Origin of the sequence: Pinibacter soli, assembly GCF_029961145.1 — a bacterium.
Taxonomy (GTDB): Bacteria; Bacteroidota; Bacteroidia; order Chitinophagales; family Chitinophagaceae; genus Pinibacter; species Pinibacter soli.
Genome location: NZ_JASBRG010000003.1, coordinates 414,143 through 432,260, shown reverse-complemented (window position 1 = coordinate 432,260; position 18,118 = coordinate 414,143). Strand labels below are relative to the sequence as shown.

Below are 18,118 nucleotides of genomic sequence, written 5' to 3'. Positions count from 1 at the left end.
ATTGTTAAACATATTGTCCCTTCTCAAAGTGCCACTTAAAATTCTCGAGGTCCTTACGCACTTGTTTTTGGAATACCGGTGTGAACAACTGCGCGATGCCTTTTCCTATTTTGCCGCCCGGCGCCTGGTAGCTAAACAGAATATCGATTTTTGTTGAGTCCGCTCCTGCATCTTCAAACGTAACTTTTCCCACATGCTCTATAGGTGCCCCTGGCAGCGACTTCCAGCCGATCATTCGTCCTTCTTCTTCATGAACGATCGCGGTATCATATTGTATCGTTCCTATATTACCTGGCAGTGAAATGAACCAACGTGAATTGATTGGATTCAATACTTCTACCCCACTCACATGGCTCATAAATAAAGGCATGTTTTCAAGATGTCTCCAATAATTGTAGACTTCAGTGCGTGGTCTGTTGATGATCGCAGAGACGCGAATATTTGACGGACTCAATGACTTCTTATAAGTGGTGTCAATGTCAAGCGCTCTGTAAACCGGCGAATTGCCAGACATTCCCCGATAAAGGAGGATTGATCCTGCAATCATCTGAATAAGTTTTTTGCGTTTTCTCAGCAATCCGTCACCCAACAATATTGCGCCGACTACTACAGAAGCTATCCTTTCTTTCTTGTTAATGTTTGGATTCATTGTGTGTAGCATAGATGTATGTTTTAAAATTTTAGAATTATCCGTTTACTATTTCACCGCCATTTGGATGTATGACCTGTCCTGTAATGTAGGCGGCATCGTCACTTGCCAGAAACACATAGGCGTAGGCAACCTCAACAGGCTGACCCGCACGCTTCATGGGTACATTTGAGCCAAATGTCGCTACTTCTTCAGCATCGAAAGTGGTTGGAATCAAAGGGGTCCAGATTGGTCCGGGCGAGACTGCATTTACACGAATTCCTTTCTCGGAAAAATAGCTGGAAAGCGATCGGGTGAAAGCAAGTATGGCACCTTTGGTTGCCGAATAATCCAGCAAATGACCGCTCCCTCTGTACGCGGTTACGGATGTTGTATTGATAATTGAAGAGCCTTTCTTTAAATATTTTTCAACTGCTTTGCTCATGTAAAATTGTGAAAAAATATTCACTTCAAAAGTTCGCGTTAGTTGCTGCGCAGAAATCTTTTTTAACTCATCCTGAGGTGTTTGCACAGCAGCATTATTGATCAACACATCAATCTTACCAAAGGTTTTGATTGTTCTGTCGATAATCTTCTGGCAATGATTTTCCCTACTCACATCACCACCTATCAATAAGTATTTTCTTCCGTTTTTTTCAATCTCTGATGCTGTTATTTTGGCGTCCACGTCATCTTTTTCGTAACAGATCACAACATCTGCTCCTTCTTTTGCGAACGCTATGGCAATGGCCCTTCCTATGCCGCTGTCCCCTCCTGTGATGATGGCGACTTTATCGCGCAATCGAAAGGGTATTTTTTCCTTTTCATATACAGGCATGGGCTGCATTTTCTCTTCCTTTCCCTTCTGCGCTTTCCCCACCTTTTGAGGCTTTCTCACCTTCTTTTTGGGAATCGTTTGTGGCATACGCTGTGTTTGGTATTGCTATGAAAAAAGCGTTCCCCGAAGGGGAATTAATAATTAATAATTAAGAATTAAGAAGCAGTTACTCAACATTGAACAAAACCTGAGCTAGAAGCAAGTCGCTTTTTGTAATGACTACCACCCCTATTAATTATTCATTATTAATTATTAATTACGCTGCAAATGAATGTTTTAGTAGGTTTACAGCCTGTTAGGAACTTCCAATTCCTACAGCCTAATTTCTAATTCCTAATTCTACTATGAAGAAGCAGTGTTTTTGCCTTTTTATTTGTTGCACATTGTTCTTTATTGATAAGGTTTTTGCACAGGAAAAAAAATTTCAGCAGATCCAACTGCCTGAGGAAATCAGCGGGGTTGCGGAAGAATTTTCCGGAATGGCGCTGTGGAACAATCGCGTATACCTGCTTCCCCAATATGGTGACCAGCAAAAGAAAGAGCGCCTTGTGGAAGACAATTTCTTTATTTACAGCATCCTTATTGACAGCATCAATCTTACTCTGGATAATAATATTCCGCTCACGAAATTTCAAAAAATCAAGGTAAAAAATCTGGACAAACTACAACAGGAGGTAAAAGAAGGATATGAAGGTTTTGAAGCCATTTTAATTATGAATGGTACGGTTTTCATGAACATTGAAACGCATGATAACTTCACCAACTGTTATATGCTCAAAGGAAATCTTGACACGACGACCAACGAATTAACGATCGACACCGGTAAAGTAATGCGTCTTAAACGTTGGTTTAATTGGGAAAACGCCGGTTTTGAGTCTATCGCTTATATACCTTCGGAAAATAAATTATTAACTGCATACGAGGCCAATTTTCACACCGTCAATTATGCCTATCTCGTTGATACCGGCTTTGCTTCAGAGTCTGTTAGAACGCAGATCCCGATGCTGCCGTTCCGTATTACCGATCTTTTTATGGGTGACAAAATTTACGCACTTAACTATTATTACCACGGCGACCATGCAATCTATGCGGACTCAACGATCAATGATATTAAAACAACAATTCCCGAGCTCGCTGAGCAGTTGAATACAGATCCTGACTATCTGAAGGAAAAGAACCACGAATATGCAAGGATCGTTTCACTGGATAGTCTCAGCGATACAAAATGGAAACAGGTCGCTACATTTCCTGGAGTGAAAAACAATTGGGAAGGCATGGTTTTATTCCGCAAGGGCGCATTAATCGTCAGCGATGCGAATAATAATGCGCCACACCAGGTGACGACGTTGGCATACATTGAGTTCTGACTTAATTGAAAATTGAAAGTTGAAAGTTGAAAATGACGGTAATTCAACCTGATGCATTTTCAACTTTCAATTTTCAATTAACTAATAACCTTAAGCGTTCTCTTCACCAGGTTTGCCCGATGAATCAATTCTTGTTTGTCGTTTGCGATAACTGTAACGTGGCCCATCTTGCGGCCAGGCTTGGTTTCTTTTTTTCCGTACAAGTGAACAAACACGTTGTCCATTTTTAATACTTCATCAAGGCCTTCGTATTTCACTGTACCGCTATGTCCTTTTTCTCCAATCAAATTCACCAGCGACGACGGAAGAATAGCAGCTGTGTTACCTAATGGATAGCCCAACAAAATGCGCCAAAGCATATCGTATTGAGAGCTGTAATGCGCCTCAATCGTGTGGTGACCGCTATTGTGTACACGCGGAGCAGTTTCATTTACAAATACATTGCCCGAACGATCAACAAATAGTTCAACAGCAAAAAGTCCCGGAGAATTAAGACTTCTCGCTACTTTCAGCGAAATGGCTTCTACGCGCCATAAAATTTTTTCAGGAATATAAGCAGGAGCCAATTGAAAATCCAACAGGTTCAGTTGCGGGTCAAATAACATTTCCACTGGTGGGTAAAGTGCTGTTTCGCCCTTCGCATTCACAGCCACGATCATGGCGATCTCCTTGTCTATGTCCACCATTTTCTCTACCACGCTTGGTGCATCAAAACCCTGTTCAAAATCGTTTCTTGTTTTCAGCACCTGTACGCCTTTTCCATCGTAGCCACCTTCGCCGAGTTTTTGTACAGCTGGTAACCAATCCTGTACGTTTCCCAGTTCCAGTTTATTCTGTACCACTTTAAAAGCTGGGCTTGGAATTTCGTTGTCAGCGTAAAATTGTTTTTGTAAGATCTTATTCTTGATAATGCGAAGAGCTGCCGGTTTGGGATAAACTCTTACTCCTTCAGCTTCCAGTTTCTCCAATGCATCGATGTTTACGTTCTCTATTTCAATAGTTATGGCATCGAGGTTTTTACCAAAATTGTAAACAGCGTCAAAATCGCGGATGTCGCCTAAAACAAAATGATGACACAAATGAGCGGCGGGGCATTCTTTATCATTCTCAAGCACATATGTTTCAACCGTATAGTTTGCCGCCTGTTGAAGCAGCATTCTGCCAAGCTGCCCGCCTCCTAGTATTCCTACTTTTTGCATCATCGTAATTTTGCGCAAATATAATATGTTGCGGCCGATGCCTAACAATTTGTTAATACATTGTTGCCCACAGGGCTATGCAATACAACCTGCACTCCTTCATTTTCAAATTTTCATGTTATCAAATTTTCAAATTCACAAGCACTTAACAGCCATAGGTATTACTTTTGCAACGTCTAAAAAAATGCATGTTATGAAAGCCTTATTAACAGGGATATTTTTGAGTGGATTGGCGGTGTTTGGCTTCGCAAAAGTTAATACGCAGTGCAATGGAACCGTGGAGGATAAAATAACCGGGCAACCGGTGGAAGGTGCAGTGGTAATTTTGAAAAACAAAGCTAATAACCATGTGTTTAAAACCATGACAGCAGCCAACGGAAAATTCATTTTTCCAAACATAAAAGCTGGCAATTACGAGACCATCGTCAACTTTCTCGATTACAATAAAAAGCAAAAAGACATTCTGGTTAAAAGCGGCGCCGAAAACAGACTTGACCTTAAGGTGTCGCTAAGTGCGTATGCGGAGATAAAAGAGATTAGCCCGATCAAATAACAGGAAATAGGAATTAGAAATTAGGAGCGATTCTGAACTCCTAATTTCTAATTCCTAATTTCTAATTCCTAAGTTTCTTCCAAGTATTAATCAATCCATTCGTAGATGAATCATGCGATGTAACCTCTGCATCGTTTTGAAGCTCAGGTAAAATTTTATTCGCTAATTGTTTACCAAGCTCTACGCCCCACTGATCAAAGCTGTAGATATTCCAGATCACGCCTTGTACAAATATTTTGTGTTCGTATAAAGCGATCAACTGGCCCAGAGTAAACGGAGTGATCTTTTTGATCAGTATAGAATTTGTTGGTCTGTTGCCTTCAAATACTTTGAAAGGAACCAGTTTTTCGATCTCTTCAGCGGATTTGCCGGACTTTTCCAACTCAGCTTTTGCTTCTTCTGCAGATTTTCCATTCATCAAAGCTTCTGTTTGTGCAAAGAAGTTTGACAACAATTTCGCGTGATGATCGCCAATTGGATTGTGGCTGATCGCAGGCGCAATAAAATCACAAGGAATAACAGGTGTTCCCTGGTGGATCAATTGATAGAAGGCATGCTGGCCGTTTGTTCCAGGCTCACCCCAAATGATCGGACCTGTTGCGTAAGTAACATGCTTGCCGTTTCTGTCGGTGCTCTTACCATTGCTTTCCATATTTCCTTGCTGGAAGTATGCGGCAAAACGATGCATGTATTGGTCGTATGGTAAAATTGCTTCGCTTTGTGTACCGAAAAAGTTAGTGTACCAAAGACCCACAAGCCCCATCAAAACCGGAATGTTTTTATCAAGCGAAGTTGTTTTGAAATGATTGTCGGTTTCATGCGCACCTTTCAATAACAATTCGAAATTATCATAACCGATGGTCAAAGCAATTGACAAACCGATAGCGCTCCACAAAGAATATCGTCCTCCTACCCAATCCCAGAACTCAAACATATTCGCTTTGTCGATCCCGAATTTCACTACGTCTTTTTCATTGGTAGAAAGTGCCACGAAATGTTTTGCCACAGCCGCTTCATCTTTCGCTGTTTCCATGAACCATGCACGTGCCGTAAGTGCATTGGTCATTGTTTCCTGCGTTGTAAAAGTTTTAGATGCGATAAGGAAAAGCGTCTCTTCAGGTGTTACTTTCTTAAGTGTCTCAGCGATATGTGTGCCATCGACATTTGAAACGAAGTAAGGCTGCATGCCGTCTTGCCAATAAGGTTTCAATGCTTCTGTAACCATCAAAGGGCCAAGATCACTACCACCAATACCAATATTTACAATGTATTTTATTTTTTTGCCAGTATAGCCTTTCCATTCGCCGCTGTGCACTTTGTTGGAGAAGGTTCTCATTTGCGCCAGCACTTGCTTAACCTGCGGCATCACGTCTTTTCCTTCAGAATAAATAGGTGTGCCGGATAAGTTTCTCAGCGCAACGTGCAGTACAGATCTGTCTTCAGTCGCGTTGATCTTATCTCCTTTGAACATGGCCTCTATTCCTTGCTGTACGCCGGTTTCGGTAGCCAACTGCAAGAGAATTTCCAATGTTTTATCAGTAATAATATTTTTAGAAAAATCAATTACAATATCGCCAAATGTGTGGGACAATTTCTTAAATCTGTCGGCATCCTTTGCAAACAGCTCCTTCATCTTAATACTCTTAATGTCGTTATCCTTGTGTTGTTGAAGTGATTTCCATGCATTTGTCTGCGTTGGTGATACTGTAGGTAACATAACTATGATAGTTTTTAAGTTTTAAGTTGTGAGTTAGAAACGTCCCTGTAAATTTAGAAATGTCTTCCCATAGTCTCTCTCCACATCATCCATTTTGTTGCTGATTATTATCAATATCTGCACCAAATTTATAGAGTAATTGTATTGATCACATCTAAAGTCTGGCGTACCATGGCTTCAGATACGTCGAGGTGTGTAACGATGCGTACATGCGTTTCCGATATTGGAATGCAGGCGATCTGATGTTGTTTTAACGCATCGGTAAAAGCCTTTGCGGTAAAAGGTTTCTTGATTTCGAAGATCAGGATATTCGTTTCAACCGGCATAATGTTGCCAACGAAACTTTTGCTACTGAGTGCATTTGCAATTTGTTTGGCATGTGTATGATCAAGCTCCAGCCTGCTGACGTTGTTTTTCAAAGCATATAAACCTGTCGCTGCCATATAACCTGCTTGCCTCATGCCTCCACCCAGTACTTTTCTAACGCGTCTCGCTTTATTTATAAATGTTTTGGAGCCTATAAGAATACTGCCAATCGGGCAACCCAACCCTTTATTCAAACAAACGGAAATGCTGTCAAATACTTCTCCGTATTGTGCTGGGGTTTCTTTTTTTGCGACCAACGCATTAAAAAGCCTTGCGCCATCAAGGTGTAGTTGCAGGTTATGATCGGTACAAACTTTTCTGACCTTTTTAATTTCTTCAAAGTCATAGCAGGAGCCGCCACCTCTATTGGAAGTATTTTCAAGGCAAACAAGTGAAGTTCTTGCTTTATGCACATCGTCCGGATTGATTGCTTCTGCAACCTGCTCAGCTGTTATTCTTCCGTTGTTGCCTTCTATTGGCCTTGCTTGTGAAGATGAATTAAAGGCTATTCCGCCGCCTTCGTAAATATAAACGTGTGCATTTTTCTCACAAATTACTTCGTCGCCGGGTTGTGTGTGACATTTGATGGCGATCTGGTTACTCATTGTTCCTGACGGACAATACAGCGCAGCTTCCTTTCCAAAAAGTGTCGCCGCATATTCCTGTAATTCGTTTACGGTGACATCTTCTCCAAACACATCGTCGCCCACTTGCGCACTCATCATCGCATCTATCATTGCAGGTGTTGGCTTCGTAAAAGTATCCGAACGAAAGTCTATCATGGTGTGAGTTGTTATGGAGACACGAAAATAAACTGAATAACTGATTAACTGAATAACTGAGGGTCGAATTTCAATTTTGCATTACAAATATCAAACATTCAGTTATTCAGTCATTCAGTTATTCAATTATTATAAACAAAACAGCCCCCGAAAACCGGAGGCTGATTTGTTATATAATCTCTCTAAAAGATAATTATGATTTTGCTGTAGTCGCTGCAGGCGCAGTAGTCTTAGGTTCGTGGTGAATCAAGTCAGCTTCTCCTAAAGGTTTGTTTTTGCCGAAATCCACAAGGATCGGAGCGGCAACGAAGATAGAAGAATATGTTCCTGTGATAACACCGATCAACATTGCGAACGCAAATCCTTTTGTTACTTCACCACCTACCAGGAACAGGATCAGGATGGTTAAGAATACAGTTAAGGAAGTCATGATCGTACGGCTCAATGTATCGTTGATTGATTTATTGATGATCTGACCTCTTGTTGCGCCTCTCATGTTCTTCGCATTTTCACGCACACGGTCAAATACGATTACCGTATCGTTCATTGAGAAACCAATCACCGTAAGGATTGCAGCGATAAAGTGCTGGTCAATCTCCAATGGGAACGGTACAATGTTTTTAAAGAATGAGAACACCGCCAATGTTACCAATACGTCGTGCAACAAAGAGAAGATTGTACCCAAAGAGAATCTCCAGTCGCGGAAACGTAAGAAGATATAGAGTGCAATGATCAGCAATGACCAAAAAGTTGCCCATTTAGCACCGCTCTTTAAGTCATCAGAGATCGTAGGACTTACTTTTTTAGAACCTTGCAGGTTTTTCTTTACGAAATCATCGTGAGAAACATTGTTTCCAAGGAATGGTTTCAAACCTTCGTACAATTTAGTTTGTACAAGTGTGTCTGTGCTCAAACCTTCTTGATGAATCAGGTAGTCTGTTGTGATGTCCAAATGGCTGTTGTCACCATAAGTTTTGATCAACGGGAACTTACCGAATTCTTTATCCAATGCATTTCTTACATCATCAGCGTGAACTGGTTTGTCAAATTTCACGATGTAGCTACGACCACCGCTGAACTCAACACCTTCGTTGAAGCCATTGAAGACAGCACTAACACCAAGAATCAATACTACAATAGAGATACCGTAAGCAACTTTTCTGTACTCAACAAATTTGTAAGCCGCGTGCTTGAATACTTTGCGGGAAACATTTGTAAAGTAGTTGAAGTGACGTTGTTTCTGAGTATAGAAATCAGTGATCAAACGTGATACAAGGATACCACAGAACAACGATAACAGGATACCAAGGATCTGTGTAGTCGCGAAACCTTTTACCGGACCCAAACCAAAGTAGAACAATATTAATGCAGTCAGCAAAGTGGTAACGTGCGCATCCAATACCGGAGGTAGTGAACGGCGGTAACCATCTTTTACAGCCTGGTGATAGTTTTTACCTTTTGTAAGCTCTTCCTTGATACGCTCAAAGATGATTACGTTTGTATCCACGGCCATACCGATGGTCAATACCAGACCGGCAATACCAGGAGCAGTCAACGTAGCACCCAAAGCGCTCAATACACCAATCGTGAACAACAAGTTCAGGATAAGGGCGATGTTAGCCACCCAACCTGCAGTGTTGTAGTAAATCAGCATCAACGCGAAGATTACTATAAATGATATAGCGAAAGCCATAGTACCACCTTTGATGGCTTCTTTACCCAAAGTAGGTCCTACAACTTGTTCTTGTACGATTTTAGCAGGAGCATCCAGCTTACCACTCTTAAGAATGTTTGCCAAATCCTGACCTTCAGCAGCAGTGAAGTTTCCAGAAATAGAAGAACGGCCGCCTGTGATCGGTTCGTTTACATTTGGAGCGGAATAAACGATGTCATCCAGTACGATAGCAATAGAACGGCCAACGTTGTCGCCGGTCATTTTCGCCCATACTTTCTCACCTTGTTTATTCATGTCCATGCTAACAGTAACCTGGCCTGCGCTCATTGGATTGTAATCCTGATTGGCATCAGTGATCACTTCACCTTCCAATTTAGCTTTGGCTGTACCAGGAACAGTTTTGATTGCATATACAGGTACATATTCAGAAACTTTACCGCTCTCTTTATTTTTCTCCTGCATACCATAAAGGAATTTCAAATCAGCAGGCAGGCTGTTTTTTACTGCAGGGCTGTTGAAATATTCATTAGCTTTTGAAGTATCCTTAACACTCACCATCGCTACATATGGAGCCATGTCAATTTTGTCGCCTTGTTTTTGAGGGAACAAGAACTGAACTGAAGCAAACAAAGGATGCTCTGCTCTTAACTGTTCAGGCGTTTTTGCCGCAGCAGCGTTGTTCGCAGCACCACCTTTCAATTGTTCAGACAAAGACTTAGTTGTATCGTGAGCAGCAACGCTTGAATCAGCTTTTGCAGCAGTAGTGTCAGCAGCTTTGCCACCTTTTAGCGAAGTAGCCAGTGCCTCATCTGCAGCAACAACTGAATTTGCGATCTCGCTCAGTTTGTAAACTTCCCAGAACTGAAGATTCGCAGTGCTTTGCAGGTATTTTCTAACCCTGTCAGGATCAGTTGCACCAGCAAGCTCTACAGTAATGATACCTTTATTCTCGTCAAGGTTGATGTTAGGCTGAGCCACACCAAATTTGTCGATACGTTTGCTTAATACCTGGAAAGTCTGCTTCATAGCAGCACTTGCCTGATCGCGTATATAGCTGATCGTTGCATCGTCAGATGCATTTGCTTTTAATTTGTTACGAGTACTGTTGGAGAACAAAGGAGCAAGGGGTTGACCCGGATTTTGCTCTTTGTACACCTGTGCAAAAAGAGTAATGAAGTCGGTAGCACTAGTAGATTTCTGGTGTACGGCTTCTCCAATGGCTTTTTTCAATGCAGGATCACCCGGATTGTTGCTTAAACCTTTGATAAGGCCATCCAAAGCGACATCCATTGTTACGTTGATGCCACCTTGTAAGTCAAGACCAAAAAGCAATTCACTTTCTTTTGCTTTCTGATAGCTTTGACCCCACCAGGTAATTTTTTGATCACGGGTACTGTCTAACAAATGTTGCAATCGTTCTTTCTTAATATCATCCAGTGAATCCTCGTAAAGAGCTTGCGCCTCTTTATTTCCAGGATATTTTGCGTCAGCCGTTTGGTAATTGGTTTTTACATAACGGGATGCCTTTTCTTCCATGGCTTTTTCGTGACTGTTCACAAACCACGTAAAGGAAAGCTGGTAAAGGGATATTAAAATCAAAAAAGCAGCAAAAATGCTTACCAAACTTCTCATTGAGATTCTTTGTTACGTTTACGAATTTTTTAAAGAGTGGCAAATATAGGATTTACAATGAAATTTTGACATATACAACCAATATTCTTATTATACCGGCGTAATGCCCGGGAATAGGTATTTTTGAAAGAGGACCATTCTTTTTTTAAAAGAACAACAAAATGAACCTGATTCTTAAAATTTATCTGATGGCCGTGCTGGCTTTTTGCTGCGCCTGCGGTCATGCCAAAAAAGCACAATCTGTTGAAGTAAAAGAGCCCGTTGCCGATAGCAGTTTGGCTGATGAGGCTCAAACAATTTTCCCAAATTCTTCAGATAAGTTAATAGAAAATATATTAAAAGCTTATCCACAATATTTTGACACCATTCTTCCCAGAAAGAAAGATCTGAAGCTCCAGATTATTTATACCGCCATTGATAGAAACAAAAATAACAAGCCCTCCTTTACCGCTCATTATTTTAATGTAAATGCAGACAATTACTTCTACCCGGCATCGACGGTAAAAATGCCCGTTGCCCTTCTGGCGCTCCAGAAAATCCACGAGCTAAATATTAAAGGTGTGGATAAAAATACCAGCTTTATCACCGAAACAGGCTTCAAAGGTGAAACACCGGTTTATAACGATCCGAATTCCCCCGACGGCCGACCAACAATTGCTAACTACATTCGAAAGATTTTCCTGGTAAGTGACAATGACGCCTATAATCGCTTATACGAATTTCTTGGACAGGAATACATAAACGACCACCTGCATGCGATGGGCTACAATAGCGCAGCCATTGTTCACCGCCTCGAGGTTTCCATGAACGAGGAGCAGCACAGAAATACGAATCCTATCATGTTTTTAGATACTGCCAATAATATTTTGTATTCGCAGCCGCTGCAAAGAAGCAATTTTGCTTACCCGGACAGGCATGACTCCGTTGCCAATGCTTACTATAAAAATGGAGAGTTGATCAATCAACCGATGAATTTTTCCCGCAAAAACAAAGTGAGCCTGCAAGACCTTACCAATATTTTAAAGAGCGTTCTCTTTCCGGAGGAAGTTGCGCCAAACCAACGTTTCAACCTGACGGAAGATGATTATTCTCTTGTTAAAAAATACATGTCGCAATTTCCGGGCGAGACGATCTTCCCGCAATATGACACAACAGAATTTTATGATGCCTACGTAAAGCTTTTAAAATATGGTAGCGGAAAAGGAAGCCTGCCAAAACAAATCCGCATATTTAATAAGGAAGGCGATGCGTATGGATTTCTTACTGACATTGCCTACATCGCAGACTTTGAGAACAAGATTGAATTCATGCTAAGCGCCACGATATATTGCAACAGCGATGGTGTAATGAACGATGATCATTACGATTACGATTCTGTTGGCTACCCTTATCTAAAGCATCTCGGCGAAGTCTTTTACAACTACGAACTGCAACGTAAAAGAAAACACACACCGGATTTGTCAACGTTCAAAATAACATACGACAAGTAGCGGTGTGTTTCACGCAATGGCGCAAAGGGAAAACAAAGGGCGCAAAAGGGATTCGTTTCACGCGGCGGGGCAACGATGAAGCGAATTTTTATCTAAGAGTACTGGTATAATTAGTGTCGCGTAAAAATTTCGGAGACCTTTTGCGCTTTACATGAAATGCGCTACGTCGCCGCTTTGTTGCGCTTGCCGCGAGAAATCTTTGCGCCCTTTGTGTTTTCTTTGCGCCTTTGCGTGAAATTTTTCGCGTGAAATTCCCATAACTTGCAGCTATGAAGTCGCTATTATCTATTCTTTTGGTGGCCATTGTAATATGTTCATGCAATAAGGAAACCGACCAGGTTTCTGAGGGCTCGAAAGCTAAATTAACAGTGGGCAATTTTATTCTGAACGGATTTCCTATCAATGCCAGCGTGAGCGGCCAGCTTATTACTGCCCAGCCGGTAAGTTTTGGAAATTTTTCCGGGTCGCAAACTAATCCTTATACCCTGTTCATTCCAGGTTTTAGCAACATTAAATTAAGCCCGGCAAACCAGGACACCAATTTATTGGGAAGTAAAAGCAATTTCGTTTTTGGTACCGCCTCTGCATTCAGCTTTTTTCTGTTTGACTCGATAGATCGGGCAACGGCTTATGTGGTTCAGGACTTTTTTGCACCGGTCGATACAGCAGCTAAAGTTCGCTTTTTCAATTTTGTGCCGGGAACAAACAAGGATTCTCTTACTGTGTACCTGATCCGTCATATGTTGATAGGAAACAGGCTGGATACAGTGAACTTGACAAAATGGCTCACAAACACGTCGAATAAACCGAACCAACTATCCAGGGTCTATCAGGGAATTGACGATATCGACTACAGCGGTTTCAATACCAACGTATATGCCGATACAGCTTATCACGTGCACATCTATCACAATAAAACAGAACTTATTGACAGTAGTCAAACCATCGCCATCAAAGTAAGTTCCCAATACTCATTTTTCGCGATTGGTTCCTACTATTACAAAAATTTTACCGATCCTGCTTTATACAAACCCACGATAAAAGTGATTAAGAATTACTAGGATGTGAATGGAGAATCGTGAATGCAGGCTCTTTGGTCGGTCGGCATGAACTCAAAACGCGATCAGAGTGTAGAAACCGAACAATAAAACGTCATTCACGATTTACGATTGACGATTCACCATTCGCGATTGACGATTCCCGCTAAATATTATCTAATTTTCTCAGTTAAACCTTGTTTTATTTTTTATTAAAACAGCGATTCCTTTAATTTTGCTCACCAAAAATATTTATATCCATTATGCAATTATCTTCAAGACTTGCTCGCTTTAATGAGCCGGAAACACTAAAAATGGCCAAACTGGGCAGAGAACTTAGGGCTCAGGGCATTGATGTTATTGACCTTAGCGTAGGTGAACCGGATTTTGACACACCTGAGCATATAAAGGAAGCTTTGCATAAAGCGATCGATGAAAATTTCTCTCACTATACGCCGGTTGCAGGTTATCCTGATTTGAAACAGGCGATCTGCACAAAACTGAAACGCGATAACAACCTGGATTACAAACCAGAGAACATCATCGTTTCCAATGGTGCAAAACACAGCATCGCAAACCTTATCATGGCGCTGATCGATAAGGATGATGAGGTGATCATCCCTACTCCTTATTGGGTTACCTACTCCGAGATCGTTAAACTTTGCCAGGGTAAAGTAGTGCTGGTAAGAACAAGTTTTGAAAATCGCTACAAAATCACTCCGGCAGAACTGGAAGCAGCGATCACTCCAAAAACAAAGCTTTTCATGTTTTCTTCGCCAAACAACCCAACAGGTTCTGTTTACAGCAAAGAAGAATTGACTGCTTTGGCAGAAGTTTTCAAAAAGCACCCGAACGTCGCTATCATGAGCGATGAGATCTATGAATACACCAACTATGTTGGCAATCATGAAAGCATTGCACAGTTCCCTGAATTGAAGGATCGCGTGGCAATCATTCACGGTTTGAGTAAAGGTTATGCAATGACCGGTTACCGTCTCGGTTACCTCGCCGGTAACGCGGACCTGGTAAAAGGTTGCGAAAAACTACAAGGTCAGTTTACCAGCGGTATCAATGCTGTAACTCAACGTGGTGGCATCATTGCTTTGACAGCAGATTTGAAACCAACTGTTGAGATGGGTAAAGAGTTTGAAAAAAGGAAACAACGCGTATTGGAACTGCTGAAAGAATTGCCCGGTGTTAAATGTGTAATACCAGATGGCGCTTTCTATGTGTTCCCTGTTGTGAAAACATATTTTGGCAAAACCGACGGCGAAGAAACCATCAACAATGCAGATGAGCTTTGCATGTACCTTTTAAACAAGGCACACGTTACAACTGTTACCGGTAGTGCATTCGGAGAACCAGATTGTATCCGCCTTTCTTTCGCAAACAGCTTACCGAGTATCGAGAAGGCGTATGCGAGAATTAAGGAAGCGTTGGCGAAACTTCATTAATTGAAAATTGAAAATTGAAAGTTGAAAGTGGGAAACCAAAATCAATCGACTTTCCAAAATCGATAACAAAAAGAGGCTGTCTCAAATAAAATACACTGCCCCCAAAAAGTTAGACACTTTATGGGGGCAGTGTAAAAGTATGAGTCAGCCTCTTTTTATTAGGGTACCTGATGGAGCGTTGTAGCCGTTTAAGCGATTCTCAGGGCTCATTTTTACTTTTGATACAACCTCTTTTATTTATATGGTTTGACTATAAAAAATGCGTGGGCCTTGCGTTTTTCTCTTGCACGCGTTGGGTGTTACAGGGGCGAATGCGATTCGACCCTACACGTTTTCAACTTTCAATTTTCAACTTTCAATTTATTCCCCCAGTTTCGGTCTCAACCTAGCCCTCGACTTATTAAAAATGTTTCTTCCTTTATCAACGCCTTTACGGAGTTCTTTTTGTTCTTCTACTGGCAGGTGAATAAAGTCCTGGCATTCTTTGCTGCAGCATTTATCGTATTTCGCAGCGCATTCTTCGCATTGAATGAAAAGCAGGTGACAGCCGTCATTGGCGCAGTTCACGTGTGTGTCGCAAGGTTTGCCGCACTGGTGACATTTGGCAATAATTTCATCGCCAATCCTTTCTCCCAGCCTGTCGTCAAACACAAAGTTCTTACCGCGGAACTTATTATCGAGCCCCTCTTCCTTTATCTTATTGGCATAGTTGATAATGCCACCTTCCAGGTGAAAAACATTTTTGAAACCACTGTGTAGCATATACGCACTTGCTTTCTCACAACGGATACCGCCGGTACAATACATAATAATGTTTTTGTCCTTGTTCTCCTTCATCATGTCAACCGCCATCGGCAGTTGCTCACGAAATGTATCGCTGGGAATCTCGATGGCATTTTCGAAATGCCCCACTTCGTATTCGTAGTGATTGCGCATGTCGATCACTATCGTCTCGGGATCCTTCGTTAGTTCGTTGAACTGTTCGGCATTCACATATTTCCCCTTGTTTCTCATATCAAAAGAGGTGTCTTTGATACCATCAGCAACGATCTTGTCGCGCACTTTGATCTTTAGTACCCAAAATGATTTACCGTGATCATCCACCGCGAGGTTCAAACGCAAGTCCTTAAGCGGTTCGATTGAATTCAGATAACTTGTAAATGCATCGAGATTTGCCGTCGGCACACTTATTTGGGCATTGATGCCTTCGTGCGCCACGTAAATGCGACCAAAAACCCTCAGGGTGTGCAGGGCCTTGTACATTTCATCGCGAAATGCTTTCGGGTCACCAATATGGAAATAATTATAAAAGGAAATTGTAGTACGGGATTCCGTTTCTTTCAATAGCTGTTCCTTCAGCTCTTTTTGTGAGACGCGATTGTGTAATACTGCCATAATTCGAAATTTGAATCCCGCCTTCCGGGATAATCTTTTAATAAATGATTGGACACTTGCAGGGTGAACCAAATTTCATTTTCGCGGCAAAATTAAGAATTTCTCCAGAGAGAGGGAACGCAGATTTTCATGATTGTCAGGATTTGTCATGATCTAAATAAAAAAACATCATAATAAATCATGAAAATCTTGATGATCTGCCTGCCCAACTACTCATTCAGGCGGGCGTTCGTTTTTTCGTAAATAAAAAATCCCCCGCTATGCGGAGGACTTTTATATCTTATAAGTTGACGCTTATTTTTTTACAGTAGAATCAACTTTTTTCACAGTAGTGTCAGCTTTAACTGTAGTGTCGCCAGAAGCTTTAACTGAAGTATCAGCTTTAACTGTAGTTTCAGTTGTAGTTGTGGTAGTTGAGTCACCTTTAGATTCAGTTTTCTCAGCAGCGTTGTTACAAGCGGTCATAGCACCTGCGATAGCAAGGATAGCGAAAATTTTTTTCATTGTTATTTTTTTAAGGATTGTTAAAACCGGGGGCAAAACTAGGCGCTTTTTTGAAAAAACCAAATTTTCGTTATTAGAAAAATGAAAATCAGCGAGTTTGCAGATTGGAAGAGGTATGATGTCCAGTGTGTACGATGAACGAAGTACTGTGTACGACATACATCAAAGTGCCGCATCCGAATAACTTTCATACATCGTACACCGTACTTTGTACATCCCTAGTCCGTATCCAACACTCCTTTCACCAACTTGTGCCATTGAAGATTGGCAAATCCCGCAATGGCTGTTTTGCCCACAACGAAATTTCTTATTTTATCAAAGAAGTTATGGACCTCTGTGTTTGGCTTTTCATTTCTTCCGTGAACGGCGGCCAACACATCTTTATCGTTAAGACTGATTTCAAACGTACTCGAAGCATCCTTGTCAAAGAAATGTGTGGTATCAGTCGTTGCTACATTCGGATCGCTCGCCGGTTTTACGGTCATTGTAAATAAACCATCCTTGTTTTCAATGTTAACTATTTTCACCCAATCATAACCTTTGCCTTCATTAGAGCCAGGTCCAGGGATATCGATGCGAATAAAATCGCCTACGTCAGCAATCCCTTCAAGATTTTTGCCTGTTTCATCCATCAGGCAAAAATCTGCGCCGTCATTGTCGCACCACTCGTTCCAGTTGTTTACATTCAACAACTTGTACCTTCCCTGGTTAAAGAGCCGCATTGCTTCATCAGGCGTTTTGCAATGTGCCACTTCTTTAATGTCCTTTGACGAGCCTTTCGTTTGTTTAGGAATGTCTTTTTCGTCTGTCATATCCTAGCTTTTTTGTTTAATGTTTAGCAACATCTTTTTATGATCCTTTACGAGAGGAAGTGTTGCTTCCAGAAAATTTTTCATTTTATCACTAGCCGTTGGCAAAGCAGACTCATATAAGCCGATTGTCTTGTCGTGACCGGCTATCATCGCATCCAGCCATTTGTTGTCAAAAACATTTCCCGACGCTGAAGAAAGATCCCTGATAGATGTAGAGGCATCTGTTGAGATAGTCGTATCCGATTTTGCAGCACTATCCGCAATTACTTTAAGCTGCATCAAAAAACTGCTATGATCCTTTATGAGATGATTGGCAACTTGTTTTATATCAGCATTGGGACTTTTGATTAGTGCGAGTTTTGCCATTTTTATTTCTGCTAAATTTCCTTCAATGGCTGCCTTATAAAAAGCTGCGCTATTGTTGCTGTTTCCTTTGCCTGAGTCATTATTGTTGTTAGGTTGAGTACCCGTAACTCCGCTAGTGGTTGATTCGCTTCCTTCTTTCGAAAGATCAGAAGTATCGCCGATCAGTTTCTGTTTTTCTTTTTGCGTTTTGGTAACGTCACCGCTCGGGTTGTGATTTCCGCATGCGACGAAAAGTCCACACCCCACAATGCATAGATATAAGATTTTCATAACAACGCTCTTTTGGCTTCGGTATCTGATAAA

15 protein-coding genes are annotated in these 18,118 nt (G+C 41.4%); 5 read left to right on the top strand and 10 right to left on the bottom strand.

The features are described from left to right. Nucleotides 1-4: 4 nt before the first annotated feature. Both QJ048_RS06150 and QJ048_RS06145 read right to left on the bottom strand, forming a co-directional pair. The gene (locus QJ048_RS06150) at nucleotides 5-661 is read right to left on the bottom strand and encodes a YgaP-like transmembrane domain (protein ID WP_282333458.1); all 657 of its coding nucleotides are present in this window, start codon (nucleotides 659-661) and stop codon (nucleotides 5-7) included. A gap of 25 nt (nucleotides 662-686) precedes the next feature. Then, nucleotides 687-1,553, bottom strand: a complete 867-nt coding sequence (locus QJ048_RS06145; RefSeq protein WP_282333457.1) for a glucose 1-dehydrogenase — start codon at nucleotides 1,551-1,553, stop codon at nucleotides 687-689. Between the two features lie 257 nt (nucleotides 1,554-1,810). Between QJ048_RS06145 and QJ048_RS06140 the strand changes: the two genes are divergently transcribed. Then, nucleotides 1,811-2,833 carry a hypothetical protein gene (locus tag QJ048_RS06140; RefSeq protein ID WP_282333456.1) on the top strand — a complete coding sequence of 341 codons (1,023 nt, stop codon included), beginning with the start codon at nucleotides 1,811-1,813 and terminating at the stop codon, nucleotides 2,831-2,833. Between the two features lie 77 nt (nucleotides 2,834-2,910). On the opposite strand, the gene QJ048_RS06135 is transcribed toward QJ048_RS06140, so the two are convergent. Beyond that, nucleotides 2,911-4,032 carry a 5-(carboxyamino)imidazole ribonucleotide synthase gene (locus tag QJ048_RS06135; RefSeq protein ID WP_282333455.1) on the bottom strand — a complete coding sequence of 374 codons (1,122 nt, stop codon included), beginning with the start codon at nucleotides 4,030-4,032 and terminating at the stop codon, nucleotides 2,911-2,913. Nucleotides 4,033-4,225: 193 nt separating this feature from the next. Between QJ048_RS06135 and QJ048_RS06130 the strand changes: the two genes are divergently transcribed. Further along, nucleotides 4,226-4,585 carry a carboxypeptidase-like regulatory domain-containing protein gene (locus QJ048_RS06130; RefSeq protein ID WP_282333454.1) on the top strand — a complete coding sequence of 120 codons (360 nt, stop codon included), beginning with the start codon at nucleotides 4,226-4,228 and terminating at the stop codon, nucleotides 4,583-4,585. A 61-nt stretch (nucleotides 4,586-4,646) separates the two neighbouring features. On the opposite strand, the gene pgi is transcribed toward QJ048_RS06130, so the two are convergent. From pgi to secDF, 3 genes are all read right to left on the bottom strand, one after another. Next, a complete protein-coding gene (pgi, locus tag QJ048_RS06125) occupies nucleotides 4,647-6,302 on the bottom strand; it encodes a glucose-6-phosphate isomerase (RefSeq protein ID WP_282333453.1) in 1,656 nt (551 codons plus the stop codon). A 128-nt stretch (nucleotides 6,303-6,430) separates the two neighbouring features. Continuing rightward, a complete protein-coding gene (gene ltaE / locus QJ048_RS06120) occupies nucleotides 6,431-7,450 on the bottom strand; it encodes a low-specificity L-threonine aldolase (RefSeq protein ID WP_282333452.1) in 1,020 nt (339 codons plus the stop codon). Between the two features lie 193 nt (nucleotides 7,451-7,643). Beyond that, entirely contained in the window at nucleotides 7,644-10,757 is a 3,114-nt protein-coding gene (gene secDF / locus QJ048_RS06115; protein WP_282333451.1) for a protein translocase subunit SecDF, read from the bottom strand. A gap of 161 nt (nucleotides 10,758-10,918) precedes the next feature. Between secDF and QJ048_RS06110 the strand changes: the two genes are divergently transcribed. From QJ048_RS06110 to QJ048_RS06100, 3 genes are all read left to right on the top strand, one after another. Next, nucleotides 10,919-12,247 (top strand): serine hydrolase, encoded by a 1,329-nt coding sequence (locus QJ048_RS06110; RefSeq protein ID WP_282333450.1) that lies wholly within the window; start codon nucleotides 10,919-10,921, stop codon nucleotides 12,245-12,247. A 269-nt stretch (nucleotides 12,248-12,516) separates the two neighbouring features. Then, nucleotides 12,517-13,308, top strand: coding sequence for a hypothetical protein (locus tag QJ048_RS06105; protein ID WP_282333449.1), 792 nt, complete (start codon nucleotides 12,517-12,519; stop codon nucleotides 13,306-13,308). Nucleotides 13,309-13,547: 239 nt separating this feature from the next. Beyond that, nucleotides 13,548-14,738, top strand: a complete 1,191-nt coding sequence (locus QJ048_RS06100) for a pyridoxal phosphate-dependent aminotransferase (RefSeq protein ID WP_282333448.1) — start codon at nucleotides 13,548-13,550, stop codon at nucleotides 14,736-14,738. A gap of 360 nt (nucleotides 14,739-15,098) precedes the next feature. On the opposite strand, the gene trhO is transcribed toward QJ048_RS06100, so the two are convergent. The 4 genes from trhO to QJ048_RS06080 all read right to left on the bottom strand — a co-directional run bounded on the left by trhO (nucleotide 15,099) and on the right by QJ048_RS06080 (nucleotide 18,085). Continuing rightward, nucleotides 15,099-16,133, bottom strand: a complete 1,035-nt coding sequence (gene trhO / locus QJ048_RS06095) for an oxygen-dependent tRNA uridine(34) hydroxylase TrhO (RefSeq protein ID WP_282333447.1) — start codon at nucleotides 16,131-16,133, stop codon at nucleotides 15,099-15,101. Between the two features lie 294 nt (nucleotides 16,134-16,427). Then, nucleotides 16,428-16,637: a hypothetical protein gene (locus tag QJ048_RS06090; protein ID WP_282333446.1), complete on the bottom strand. Its 210-nt coding sequence runs from the start codon at nucleotides 16,635-16,637 to the stop codon at nucleotides 16,428-16,430. Nucleotides 16,638-16,855: 218 nt separating this feature from the next. After that, nucleotides 16,856-17,449, bottom strand: coding sequence for a hypothetical protein (locus QJ048_RS06085; RefSeq protein ID WP_282333445.1), 594 nt, complete (start codon nucleotides 17,447-17,449; stop codon nucleotides 16,856-16,858). Between the two features lie 3 nt (nucleotides 17,450-17,452). Further along, nucleotides 17,453-18,085: a DUF4142 domain-containing protein gene (locus QJ048_RS06080; protein ID WP_282333444.1), complete on the bottom strand. Its 633-nt coding sequence runs from the start codon at nucleotides 18,083-18,085 to the stop codon at nucleotides 17,453-17,455. Between the last annotated feature and the right edge of the window lie 33 nt (nucleotides 18,086-18,118).

Bases quoted from the DNA above. Each gene is read 5' to 3' on its own strand.
- QJ048_RS06150 (WP_282333458.1), bottom strand. From the start codon at position 661: ATGCTACACACAATGAATCCAAACATTAACAAGAAAGAAAGGATAGCT.
- ltaE (WP_282333452.1), bottom strand. From the start codon at position 7,450: ATGATAGACTTTCGTTCGGATACTTTTACGAAGCCAACACCTGCAATG.
- QJ048_RS06145 (WP_282333457.1), bottom strand. From the start codon at position 1,553: ATGCCACAAACGATTCCCAAAAAGAAGGTGAGAAAGCCTCAAAAGGTG.
- QJ048_RS06085 (WP_282333445.1), bottom strand. From the start codon at position 17,449: ATGACAGACGAAAAAGACATTCCTAAACAAACGAAAGGCTCGTCAAAG.
- trhO (WP_282333447.1), bottom strand. From the start codon at position 16,133: ATGGCAGTATTACACAATCGCGTCTCACAAAAAGAGCTGAAGGAACAG.
- QJ048_RS06140 (WP_282333456.1), top strand. From the start codon at position 1,811: ATGAAGAAGCAGTGTTTTTGCCTTTTTATTTGTTGCACATTGTTCTTT.
- QJ048_RS06090 (WP_282333446.1), bottom strand. From the start codon at position 16,637: ATGAAAAAAATTTTCGCTATCCTTGCTATCGCAGGTGCTATGACCGCT.
- QJ048_RS06100 (WP_282333448.1), top strand. From the start codon at position 13,548: ATGCAATTATCTTCAAGACTTGCTCGCTTTAATGAGCCGGAAACACTA.
- QJ048_RS06135 (WP_282333455.1), bottom strand. From the start codon at position 4,032: ATGCAAAAAGTAGGAATACTAGGAGGCGGGCAGCTTGGCAGAATGCTG.
- QJ048_RS06105 (WP_282333449.1), top strand. From the start codon at position 12,517: ATGAAGTCGCTATTATCTATTCTTTTGGTGGCCATTGTAATATGTTCA.
- QJ048_RS06110 (WP_282333450.1), top strand. From the start codon at position 10,919: ATGAACCTGATTCTTAAAATTTATCTGATGGCCGTGCTGGCTTTTTGC.
- QJ048_RS06130 (WP_282333454.1), top strand. From the start codon at position 4,226: ATGAAAGCCTTATTAACAGGGATATTTTTGAGTGGATTGGCGGTGTTT.
- QJ048_RS06080 (WP_282333444.1), bottom strand. From the start codon at position 18,085: ATGAAAATCTTATATCTATGCATTGTGGGGTGTGGACTTTTCGTCGCA.
- pgi (WP_282333453.1), bottom strand. From the start codon at position 6,302: ATGTTACCTACAGTATCACCAACGCAGACAAATGCATGGAAATCACTT.
- secDF (WP_282333451.1), bottom strand. From the start codon at position 10,757: ATGAGAAGTTTGGTAAGCATTTTTGCTGCTTTTTTGATTTTAATATCC.